We start from the raw sequence: 11,077 nt of genomic DNA on the forward strand, positions 1-11,077 counted from the left end.
TCACAAAGGGAGAGCATGTCGATGGTCGTGAATCGGACTTCGAGCCTCAATGCGGCCAAGGCGGCCAAGAATGACGAGTTCTACACGCAGTGGGCCGACATCGAGCGCGAGGTCAACGCCTACCTCGAGTACGACCCGGACGTGTTCCGCGGCAAGGTCATCCTGCTGCCGTGCGACGACCCCGAGTGGTCGAACTTCGCCAAGTTCTTCGCCCTCCACTTCGTCGACCTCGGGCTCAAGAAGCTCATCTCGACTTCCTACGCCCCGGACAGCAACCCGGCACTGTTCTCCTACGAGCCGACGCTCTTCGAGATGGACGACCCGAAGTTCGACGAGACCAAGACACACGCCAACGGCAAGAAGTTCGTCCTGGAGCCGGAGGACATCAACGGCGACGGCGTCGTCAACATCGACGATTTGAAGTGGGACTACCTGGAAGGCGACGGGGACTTCCGCAGCGCCGAGGTGACCGCGCTGCGCGATGAGGCCGACATCGTCATCACCAACCCGCCGTTCAGCCTGTTCCGCGCCTTCGTCGGCTGGCTCGTCGAAGGTCGCAAGACGTTCTCGGTGATCGGCAACAGCAACGCCACCACGTACGTGGAGATCTTCCCTCTCATCAAGCAGAACAGGCTCTGGAAGGGCGCGACGGCCAACAGCACCGACATGGTGTTCGGTGTGCCGAAGGGCTTCCCACTCAAGGAGGCCGACCGCGCGAAGGCCGAGCGCATGGGGTACCCGTCGACAGACGAGCACGACTTCACCAGGCTCGGCAACGCCTGCTGGTTCACCAACATCGACCACGGCCGCCGGCACGAGCCGCTGCAGCTGATGACGATGGACGACAACATCAGGTTCTCCAAGCACAAGGACGTCCGCGGTGTCGGGTACCAGCGCTACTACAACTTCCCCGAGGCCATCGAGGTCCCGTGGGTCGATTCGATCCCGAGCGACTACGACGGGGTGATGGGCGTGCCGATCACCTTCCTGGACAAGTACAACCCTGAGCAGTTCGAGATCCTCGCGCATGGCGACGACATGGACGAGCTGCGCCGGATCGGCGTCGGGACCCTCGGCGATGAGTTCGTGAAGACCTACTACGCGCAGGGCGGCACCGGGGGCAACAGCGCCGGCCACCGCCGCCTCGGGTTGACCGAGCCGACCTACCACACAGCGTACAAGCGCATCCTCATCCGCCGGAAGGACGTCTGATGGACACCGAGCTCAAGCACTACACCGTCGAAGAGGTCCTCAAGGGCTTCGTCTACAACGAGCTTGAGGGCAAGGGCCTGTTCGGGCTCGACGGCAGGCTCGTCATCCAGCCGGAGTACCAGCGCAACTACATCTACAACGACGGCAAGCGTGACGTCGCGGTGATCGACTCGCTGCTCAAGGAGTACCCGCTCGGGCTCATCTACTTCAACGTCGAGGGATCCGCTCTCGAGGTGCTCGATGGCCAGCAGCGCATCACCAGCGTCGGTCGGTTCGTCACCGGCAAGTTCGCGATCAAGGTCGGCGGCAAGGAGCAGACGTTCTCGTCGCTGTCGAACAACCTCCAGCGCACGATCCTCGACACGAAGCTCGACATCTACGAGTGCGACGGCACCGAGGACGAGATCAAGGCCTGGTTCCAGACGATCAACATCGCCGGCGTCCCGCTGAACAGGCAGGAGCTGCGCAACGCGATCTATTCCGGGCCGTTCATCACCAAGGCCAAGGCGGAGTACTCCAACTCCAACAACGCGAACATGCAGAAGTGGCAGTCGTACGTCAACGGTGATCCCAAGCGCCAGCAGATCCTCGAGGAGGCGCTCGAGTGGGTCGCGGCCTCGCAGGGCCTGACGATCGACGCCTACCTCGCCCAGCACCGCCAAGACGCCGACATCGCCGCGTTGAAGAACTACTTCACCTCGGTCATCGACTGGGTCGCCGGCGTCTTCATCCGTCCGCCGGACAAGGAGATGCGCGGCCTCGAGTGGGGCCGACTCTACGAGGAACACCACACGATGTCCTACAGCTCGGCGAAGCTCGAGGACCGGATCAACGAACTGCGCAGTGACCCCGCCGTGCACAGCCCGAAGGGCATCTACGAGTATCTGCTCGATGGCGAGACGAAGCCCCAGCTGCTCGACATCCGCCTGTTCGAGGCGAAAGACAAGCGCGTCGCCTACGAGCGGCAGACGACCAAGGCCAAGGCCGCGGGTGAGTCGAACTGCCCGTTGTGCACGATCGCCGGGGACAGCAACAAGGCCCGGATCTACAAGCAGAACGAGATGGACGCCGACCATGTGACCGCCTGGTCGAAGGGCGGATCGACGAGCCTGTCCAATCTGAGCATGCTCTGCGTGACCCACAATCGCGCTAAGGGTAACCGCTAGGCAACGCCATGACTCGGATCTCCCTAGAAGCCGGCAATGACCTCGTCGAGCGGCTTGCCCACGAGAACGATCCAGTCAAGGCGGTCGTGGAGCTCGTGTGGAACAGTCTCGACGCCGATTCCCACTCCGTATCGGCGGTGCTGCACCGCAACGAAGCCGACGGCGTGATCGGCGTCGAGGTTACCGACGACGGGCACGGCATGGCTCCCGAGGAGCTGTCGTCCGCCTTCCGATGGGTCGGTAATTCGTGGAAGCGGATGGCCGGTCGCAGCAAGGGCGAGCAGCGCCCACTGCACGGTCGCTTCGGCCAGGGCCGGCTGCGGGCGTTCGCTCTCGGCACTCAGATCGAATGGGTAACCGTCGCCGACAGCATCGACGGGAAGCGTCTTCGTTCAGTCGTCCGTTCCTCGGTCAACGCGCGGAACGATTTCGACATCGCGGACCCCGTGGGTACCGACGAGGGCACTGGGACGCGGTTCATCGCCTCGGGTCGTGATGCCCTGGATCGCCTCGACGCCGACAAGGCCCGCGACCGGATCACGGCGACGTTCGCGCCGTATCTGCTCGCCCGTGACGACGTCGAGATCCTTTACGACGGCTCGCGGATCCAGCCCGATGACGTCATCGACTTCGACACCACTTACGACCTGGAGTGGGAGCACGAGGCCGTTACCCGGCAGGCGAAGCTCCGGATCATCGAGTGGAAAGCGGGCAACGAGCGCGCTGTCCACCTCTGCGACGGCGAAGGCGTGCCGGTGGACGCGCTCGACACCGCGCCGTCCGCCGACTTCCGGTACTCGGCCTACGTCATGTGGGACGAGATGCCCGAGCACCACAACGAGTGGCTCCTCGCGAAGCTCGAGAGCGCACCCTCGGTTCTCGGAATGCTGCTCGCCGAGGTCGACCGGGCGCTCGACGAGCACTTCGAGGGCCGGCGCGCCCAGCGTCGCCGTGAACTCGTTGAGGAGTGGAAGGAAGGCAACGTCTACCCGTACCAGGGCGAGCCGGAGACGGAGGAGGAGAAGGTCGAGCGAGCGACCTTCGATGTGGTCGCCACGTCGATCCGTAGGCACATCCCAAGCGGCAAGAAGCAGAAGAAGCTCACTCTCGGGCTGCTGCGCGAGTCGCTCCAGCAGCGGCCGAGCGATGTCTCAGCGCTGCTCGACGAGTACGTGGGGCTGCCCGCCGACGAGAGGGAGCAGCTCGAGCGTCTCCTCACCCGCACGAGTCTGTCGCGGGTAATACAAGCGTCGAGCAATGTCACCAACCGACTCGAGTTCCTCCGCGCCCTCGAACTTATGGTCTTTGACCCCGAGACGAACAAGATGGTGGGTGAGCGAGACCACCTGCACAAGATCCTCGAGAGCGAGCTATGGGTCTTCGGAGAGCAGTACAACCTCATGGTGAGCGAGCGGGGCCTGACCGCCGCGCTCGATCGGCACCGAGAGCTGCTCGAGGAGCCGCGCACCGACAAGACGCCCGTGAAGCTGCTCGATGGGAAGTCGGGCCGGCTCGATCTCCTGCTCTCGGTCGCTGCCACCGAGCACGACCGGAACCGGCACCTCGTCGTCGAGCTCAAAGCCCCGAAGATCCCAGCAGGGCAGAAGGAACTGGCACAGATCAAGGCGTACGCGATGGCAGTGGCCAAGGACCCGCGGTTCGCGAGTAGCACCACGGAGTGGGACTTCTGGCTCGTGACGGGCGAGATCGACGACGTCGTCCGTCAGGAGGCGAACCAGAAGAACCGGGAACGTGGGGTCGTGTTCGAGCCTGACCTCCCGGATGCGCCGGGAGCGAAGGTCAGGGTCTGGGTACGCGACTGGGGTCAGATCATCGATGACGCGAAGCGCCGGCTCGACTACTTCCAGAAGAGCCTGCAGCACGACCCCTCCCTCGAAGACGCACGGGATTACCTGCGCCGAAACCACGGCGACGTTATCCCTGAGGGTCTGCTCGCTGACCAGATCGAGGATGACTCAGCGATCAACGAATGAGGTCCTACTAATCCGCGGGCCAGTGAGGCCTCGGGGGTGCGTGTCGGTCGGCTCGATTGTTGGTAAAGATGCTCTACAGGTCTACTTGATCGTCGACAGGAGCGCCGACGGGGTGACGTCGAGCCCCCGCGCGAGCTTCACGATGATGTCGAGCGTCGGGTTCCGTCGACTTCGCTCGATGCCGCTGATGTAGGTACGGTCGAAGCCCACGTGGTGGGCGAAGGCTTCCTGGGATACCCAGCCACGTTCCTGGCGGAGGTTGCGAATGCGCTCGCCGAACGCGATGCGATGCGATGCGATGCGCCGACTCACTCATCCCCCAACGCTTTCGCTACGCTGACGATGAGTCCACGGACGATAAGTCACAGCGGCTAGGCGTGAACGTCAATGCCACGAGCCTGCTGCTGGTGCAGGGAGAGTGGGAGGTGCCCGATGCGCGAAGACGGCTGGCTTGACGTCGCCGCCGCTGCGAGACGTCATGAGTGCAGCCGCGACGTTATCCGGCGACGGGTGAAGCAGGGGATGTTGTCCGCGCGCACAGAGCGGGTGACGACGGAAGGCGGGCGTCTTGTTAGCAAGGTGATGGTCCGCGTCTCGGACTTGGACCAGGTGTTCGGCTGGACGCCCACGACGAGCATGTAAGGAGGATTCGCGAGGCGGCCCCGCCGCTCAGCTATGAGCAGAGAGTCTTCCTGCGCGACGTTCTCCTCAAGCATCTCAGTGCGCGCGAAACGAAACGACGGGCGTGTCCACCGCTCTCGGTAAGATCTCGAGCAAGGTTCGACAGCCCAGTTGAATCGCTCTCGAATGATGATTCGACTAACTACTTGTGAACGTATCTATCTAGCGGAGTCGGGCTACTTCGCGCACTCCTTGAATGCCTATGGGCGCACCGGGAAGCCGTGCCAGCGCTGCGGCACTCCGATCCGCCGCCTCGTCATCGGCGGGCGATCCTCGCACTTCTGCCCGCGCTGTCAGCGGGTTCGCTAAGCTTGGCCGCTGTCTCATCACTTCTCGTCCGAAGGAGGATCGATGACCGCCGACGTTCTCAGCCCCGGCACGTACCTCGACGCCGTCCGACGCAGCTACCGTGAGCGGGACGTAGCTTTCGCGCTCAACGATCCGGCGACGGAAGAGAGAATCGCTGCTCTCGGGTCGGGAGTCCCGACATGGCTGGTTGAGCTCTGGCGAACAGCCGATGGTGGCCCTTCGAGCACATCCGTGTTCACCCGGCCCAACTTCTTCACGGGCTTCGACTTTCTCTCCACGACGGAGAGCCTGCGCTTGCGTGACCGATTGCAACGCATTGCGCCGCAATACGAGGGTTATAAACAGGACGATCGCCGCGATTCCCGCATCCGAGACGGGTGGTTCTTGCCGGGCTGGCTTCCGTTCGCCGCGTGGGAGAGCTCCACGATGGTGCTCTTTGCGGACTGCGATCCTGCGCCAGAAGGAGCTCAGGGGCAGATCATTGCGTTCGTGCACGATCCAGATGAAGTCACCTTTGTCGCCCCCGACGGTGGTTCGTACCTCGCCTCGTCACTTGCCTGGTTGCAAGAAAACGTAGAAGAATTTGTCGTCGACCCTTCTCTTTAGGTGTGCCTCCTGCGAAGCGTCACGGTGGCATCGTTGAACAAGACCGCGCAGCAGAATTTCGCAGAGTGAGGCGCGTCGTCGGATACGGCTGGACTGCCGGGGCCCTGACCGAGGCAGACGGCTCAGCCTGGGTAAGCCCCGGTGTACTCTTCCAGCCAGCCGCTGCGAGGCCGTGGAGGGAAAGGACTGCAGGGCGGGAAGCCTGCCCCTGTGCTCGCTGTGTTGGACGAGACACTCAGGGCAGAGGGTGACGCCGCTGATTGATCGTGCACATAGTGTCCGGCGTTCGGACAATCTCGACCGGTGAACGTCAGAATGCGGCAGGCGAGGTACATCGCGCACTCGCTCAACGCGTGCGGGCACGGGGGAGTGCCGTGTCCGCGACGCGGTGGACCGATCCGTCGCGCGCAGTTCATGAACCGTTCCTCGCCCTTGTGCCCGCGCCGCCGGCGGAAGCGTTGAGATGCGCGATGCGGCCGCATCCGCCCAGCACAGCTCCTCCTTCGAAACGGCGCACCCGGTGGAAGGTGAGACCAACGAAGCCGGGCGTCCACGACAGAGCGTTCGTTTCCTCGTCTGAGGCCCTGGTTGCCGTTGAAACCATCGATCGCCTGCCGCTGTCCGCGGTCTGCGTCACCCGGGGTGACGTCGCAGACTCTGGCGGGACACAACGGATCCAGAGATCTCGGATCGGGCCGAGCGCGTGTCGTGTGGCGTTGCCGACCATGCGCGCAGAGCATGAGGGGGGCAGGAAGGGGACGACGTGATCGAGAGCTGCGGTCGAACGGCACGGGTGTCGTGCGCGCAGATCTGCCTGACGTCGGTCGCCGGGCGCGGTCGAAAGGGAGGGAGAGATGGTGGGCGATGAGCGAGGCGGTTCTCTGACGGGTCGCGAGATCGCCCGGGTCAGCTCCTCATACGGGGCGCGCGCGGCCGAGTACGTTGACGCCGTCGGGCGGATCGAGCACGTCGCGCGCGCCGACCTCGCTCTCGTCGAGGAGTGGGCTCGTGGTCTGGACGGGCCGGTGCTCGACGTGGGATGCGGGCCGGGGCAGTGGACGGCCCACCTCACCGGACTCGGGATCGACGTCGAGGGTGTCGATGCCGCGCCGGAGTTCATTCGGATGGCGAAGGCTGCGTATCCGCGCGCGCGGTACCGTGTCGGCGTCGCGCACGACCTCGGCGTCGATGACGGCGCCCTCGGGGGTGTGCTCGCCTGGTACTCGCTCATCCACACGGATCCCTCGCGAATGTCGGAACCGCTCACCGAGTTCGCCCGAGGCATCCGACGCGGCGGCGGTCTCGCGATCGGGTTCTTCGCCGGCGCCGTCGTGGCGCCGTTCGACCACGCCGTCACGACCGCCTACTCCTGGCCGATGGAGCTGCTGGTATCGGAGGTCGAACGGGCGGGTTTCACGGTGACCCGCACGGCGTCGCGCACAGATCCCTCCGCCCGGCCACACGGCGCGCTTCTGGCGGTACGCATCTAGCGATATCGGTCCCGTGGGCGCGCTCGACCGAGGACGCCTGAACCAGCGCGCGTCGGCGTGAAACACGCGAACGACTCCGGCTTGGAGAATGAATCAGGAGAATGAATCAGATGTCCGAACCTTCGGATCTGGCGGGCCCGCCCCCGGTCGATACCCCCGTTCCCGACGGACTGCGTCGGGTGCTGGATGCGGTCGGCCTCGGGGATGCACGCCGGCACCCGGTGTGGCTGAACGGGGCGGGCGGGCTGACGTTCGCGATCCTCAGCGACCACCGGTCGGGTGAGGTCGACGTCTATGCGAAGTGGAACCCGGCGGGATCGGGCGAGTCCCTTCGCGACGAAGCCGAGCGCTTGCACTGGATGCAGGGGAGGCATCCTGTGCCCGCCGTCGTCGAGGTGATCGCGGATGATGCCCAGGAGGTGCTGCTCACCCGGGCTCTGCCGGGGAGGTCGGCCGTTGCGGAGCGCTGGCAGCAGGAGCCGGAGACGGCTCTGCGCGCTCTGGGTGCGGGCCTTCGGCGCCTGCACGGGCTCCCGGTGGACGGATGCCCCTTCGACTGGGGGGTGGGCCACCGGGCGAAGGTCGGTGCTGTCGACCTCGTCGAGGTGGGCCCGCCTCCACCCATCGACCGGCTCGTGGTGTGCCAGGGCGACCCGTGTGCGCCCAACACCGTGCTCGCCGAGGACGGTTCGTTCCTGGGTCATCTCGATCTCGCGCGCCTGGGGCTGGCCGATCGGTGGGCCGACCTCGCTGTGATGTCGATGTCTCTCGCCTGGAACTATGGCGACGTCGACGAGGCGATCTTCTGGGATGCCTACGGCATCGAACCGGATCCACTGCGGATTGACTACTACCGGCGGCTCTGGGACGCCGAATAGCCGAACAGGGCGATCGGGGCTCGGCGTCCGCTCACCGCGCGGAGCGTCACGCGTCAGTCAGCGCCCGCTGCCGCATCTGTCGCATCGGGGCGGTCGATGGCGAAGGCGAGGTGCGGCATGTCCACCCCGCGGTAGTGCTTCACGAAGCGTCCCCGCACGGTCATGCCCACGCGGATCGCGACGTTCATCGAGGCGATGTTGGTGTCGCGCACCTGCGCCCAGACCCGCGCGGCCAACCCCTGCTCGAAGGCGAAGGCCACGCATGCGCGGGCGGCCTCGGCAGCATACCCGCGGTGCCAGAAGGACCGATTGAAGAGGTAGCCGACCTCGATGACGTCGTCGCCGAGGATCATTTGGCGGGTGAGGCCGCACTGGCCGATCATGCGATGCGTGTCGCGCTGCTCGACCGCCCAGAGCCCGAAGCCGTCATCACGATAGCGGTTCTGGGTGCGCTCGAACCAGGCCTGCGTCATCTCCTCGTCGAACGCGCCCGCGTACGCCGTCATGGTCGTCTCGTCCTGCAGGATCTCGCGCAGTCGGGGGAGGTCATTCTCGTCCATCTCCCGGAGCACGAGGCGGGGGGTCTCCAGGCGCATTCCGCAACGCTACTACCCCGCGCCGCGCCCCCGGAGCTCGGCTCGCCTCTGTGCGCTCCCTGCGCACAGAGGACTCTGGTTCCCGCGAGGGGAGCACACAGGGGCGAGCGAAGCGCGCGTGCGCGGGGACCGGCTAGTCGACGAAGTCGTTCGTGTAGGCCTCGGTCGCCGGAACCGGAGCCGTGAGGATGCCGACCGACAGCAGCGTCTCCGCCATCGCAGCCCAGCGCGCGTCATCGTTGCGCCCCCAGGGGCCGCTCAGATCGCCGTAGAGCGGGACGGTCCGCTCGGCGACCTCGAGCATGATCGCGCGCTGCTCGTCGGTGATGACGCCGGGGATCTCCTGCACAGCGGCGTCGACGGCGAGCGCGGGATCCGCCGCGATGTCGGCCACCGCACGCCCCACCGCCTGAACCACCGCCCGCAGGGCATCGCCACGGTCGGCGGCGGTCTGCGCGGTCACGCCCAGGCCGATGCCGACCAGCGGCACGGTGAGTTCGATCGCGTCGACATCGAGACCGGTTGCGCGGAACTGCGGCACATCGTTGTTCCGGTAGCCCATCACCGCGTCCACATGCCCCGAGCTGAGCGCGGACTGCTGGGTGAAACCGATGTTCTCGACGTGCACGTCGTCGGTCGTGAGCCCCGCCTGATCGAGCATCGCGAGGAGGCCGAAATAGGTCTCGCCGAACGGTCCTGGCACGCCGATGCGCTGGCCGCGGAGGTCGTCGGGGCTCGTGATCGTCGATCCCTGCGGCACGATCAGCGCTACCGGGTACTCCTGATAGAGGGTCGCGATCGACAGCACGTCGATGCCGCCGGAGCGCGCCTGCATCATCTCGTCCCCGCCGGCGATGACGACCTGCTCCTCGTCGCTCTGCAGCGCGCCGAAGAGGTCCTCGGAGTCACCATGGTGGCGGAGGGTGACATCGAGTCCGGCATCGGCGAAGTAGCCGCGCTGCTCCGCCAGATAGAACGGCGCGAACTGCACGTTGGGGACATAGGTGAGCCCGATCGTGATCTCTTCCGCGGACGTCGCGTCACCGGTGGGGCTGGCCGGCCCCGCTTCATCGCCGGCCGGTGCGCATGCGGAGAGCACGGCGACGGCGAGGGCGATGGCGGCGGCGACGGCGAGCGGCCGCGCCGCGCGAGCTGCGCCGGCACGGCGGCGTGCGCTCATCTTTCGTTCCATCGGATCATCCTTTCCAGGCCGCGTACCGCGGCATCGAGAGAGATCGCCATGATCGCGAGGACCGCGAGCACGGCGAACATGCCGGTGGTGTCGGCGCGGTCGCGCGTGACGGTGAGCAGCTGGCCGAGGCCGTGCCCGCCCATCACGAACTCGCCGACGACGGCTCCGGTGACAGACAGGACGAAACCGTTCCGGATGCCGGTGAGCACAGCGGGCAGCGCCATCGGGGCCTCGATGAAGACCAGCAGCGCCAGGCGACCCGCCCCGTCGACGCGTCCGGCGTCGACCACATCCCGGTCGAGTCTGGTCAAGCCGAGGACGGTGTTCAGCAGAATGGGGAAGAAGACCAGCAGCGCGCACAGGAGTGCGGTGGGGATCAGGCCGTACCCGAACCAGAGCACGAGAAGCGGAGCGAACGCGACAGCCGGGATGGCCTGGGTTGCAGCCACGAACGGCTGGAGCGCGGCTGCCGCGGTGGGCGAGTGAGCGATGAGATAGCCGAGGGGCAACGCGACGAGCAGGCCGAGGGCGCAACCGGCCAGGCTCACGCCGAGGGTCGCCCCGGCCGCGACGATGACGTCGCCGTTGAGCAGTTCGAGACGGAGCCGATCCAGGACAGCGAGCGGCGCAGGCAGCAGACGTTCGCCGAGGACCGCAGACAATCCCGCCCAGAGCACGATCAGCGCGGCGCCGAGGACGAGCGGTGCCGCGACCGCACGCGGAGCGCGGCGGTGGGCGGGGCGGGCCATCGTCGTCCTTTCCTCGGCTGCTCCGAGGAGAAGAGGGGAGGCCACGTCGCGGCGTCGCGGGACGCCACGTGCTGCCTCCCATCCGGACTCTCACCGTCGGCCCCGGAGTTCCACCGGGTCAGCCATCACGACCCGGTGGGGCCGATCAGGGTCGCGGACTTTCACCGCCGGTTCGGACTTTCACCGACCACGGAGCACGTCAAG

10 protein-coding genes, 1 pseudogene and 1 riboswitch are annotated in these 11,077 nt (G+C 66.2%); of the genes and pseudogenes, 7 read left to right on the forward strand and 4 right to left on the reverse strand.

Annotated features, from left to right (window positions below; all coding sequences use genetic code 11):
* The first annotated feature begins 15 nt into the window (after nucleotides 1–15).
* From AC3RXY_RS04495 to AC3RXY_RS04505, 3 genes are read left to right on the forward strand one after another with little or no spacing between them, the layout of a single operon-like run.
* On the forward strand, nucleotides 16–1,212 hold the full coding sequence (locus tag AC3RXY_RS04495; RefSeq protein ID WP_491509701.1) for an adenine-specific methyltransferase EcoRI family protein: 1,197 nt from the start codon (nucleotides 16–18) through the stop codon (nucleotides 1,210–1,212).
* Nucleotides 1,212–2,378, forward strand: coding sequence for an HNH endonuclease family protein (locus AC3RXY_RS04500; RefSeq protein WP_491509702.1), 1,167 nt, complete (start codon nucleotides 1,212–1,214; stop codon nucleotides 2,376–2,378). The genes AC3RXY_RS04495 and AC3RXY_RS04500 overlap by 1 nt, the downstream gene beginning before the upstream one ends.
* 8 nt (nucleotides 2,379–2,386) lie before the next feature.
* Nucleotides 2,387–4,372: an ATP-binding protein gene (locus tag AC3RXY_RS04505; protein ID WP_491509703.1), complete on the forward strand. Its 1,986-nt coding sequence runs from the start codon at nucleotides 2,387–2,389 to the stop codon at nucleotides 4,370–4,372.
* Nucleotides 4,373–4,453: 81 nt separating this feature from the next.
* Here the strand turns inward: AC3RXY_RS04505 and AC3RXY_RS04510 are convergent, their stop codons facing one another.
* Nucleotides 4,454–4,684 carry a helix-turn-helix domain-containing protein gene (locus AC3RXY_RS04510; RefSeq protein ID WP_491509704.1) on the reverse strand — a complete coding sequence of 77 codons (231 nt, stop codon included), beginning with the start codon at nucleotides 4,682–4,684 and terminating at the stop codon, nucleotides 4,454–4,456.
* A 537-nt stretch (nucleotides 4,685–5,221) separates the two neighbouring features.
* On the opposite strand from AC3RXY_RS04510, the pseudogene AC3RXY_RS04515 reads away from it, so the two are divergent.
* From AC3RXY_RS04515 to AC3RXY_RS04530, 4 genes and pseudogenes are all read left to right on the forward strand, one after another.
* Nucleotides 5,222–5,362, forward strand: a pseudogene (locus tag AC3RXY_RS04515) (zinc finger domain-containing protein); the annotation flags it as partial.
* 42 nt (nucleotides 5,363–5,404) lie between these two features.
* Nucleotides 5,405–5,968 (forward strand): SMI1/KNR4 family protein, encoded by a 564-nt coding sequence (locus tag AC3RXY_RS04520; protein WP_491509705.1) that lies wholly within the window; start codon nucleotides 5,405–5,407, stop codon nucleotides 5,966–5,968.
* A gap of 854 nt (nucleotides 5,969–6,822) precedes the next feature.
* Entirely contained in the window at nucleotides 6,823–7,458 is a 636-nt protein-coding gene (locus AC3RXY_RS04525; RefSeq protein ID WP_491509706.1) for a class I SAM-dependent methyltransferase, read from the forward strand.
* Between the two features lie 110 nt (nucleotides 7,459–7,568).
* Entirely contained in the window at nucleotides 7,569–8,336 is a 768-nt protein-coding gene (locus tag AC3RXY_RS04530; RefSeq protein ID WP_491509707.1) for a phosphotransferase, read from the forward strand.
* Nucleotides 8,337–8,389: 53 nt separating this feature from the next.
* Here the strand turns inward: AC3RXY_RS04530 and AC3RXY_RS04535 are convergent, their stop codons facing one another.
* The 3 genes from AC3RXY_RS04535 to AC3RXY_RS04545 all read right to left on the reverse strand — a co-directional run bounded on the left by AC3RXY_RS04535 (nucleotide 8,390) and on the right by AC3RXY_RS04545 (nucleotide 10,873).
* Nucleotides 8,390–8,932: a GNAT family N-acetyltransferase gene (locus AC3RXY_RS04535; RefSeq protein ID WP_491509708.1), complete on the reverse strand. Its 543-nt coding sequence runs from the start codon at nucleotides 8,930–8,932 to the stop codon at nucleotides 8,390–8,392.
* A gap of 133 nt (nucleotides 8,933–9,065) precedes the next feature.
* Entirely contained in the window at nucleotides 9,066–10,124 is a 1,059-nt protein-coding gene (locus tag AC3RXY_RS04540) for an ABC transporter substrate-binding protein (RefSeq protein WP_491509709.1), read from the reverse strand.
* Nucleotides 10,109–10,873: an ABC transporter permease gene (locus tag AC3RXY_RS04545; RefSeq protein WP_491509710.1), complete on the reverse strand. Its 765-nt coding sequence runs from the start codon at nucleotides 10,871–10,873 to the stop codon at nucleotides 10,109–10,111. Before AC3RXY_RS04545 ends, AC3RXY_RS04540 begins: the two co-directional genes overlap by 16 nt.
* Before the next feature lie 64 nt (nucleotides 10,874–10,937).
* Nucleotides 10,938–11,075, reverse strand: a riboswitch (FMN riboswitch).
* Between the last annotated feature and the right edge of the window lie 2 nt (nucleotides 11,076–11,077).

It is taken from the genome of Microbacterium longlingense (assembly GCF_058349825.2).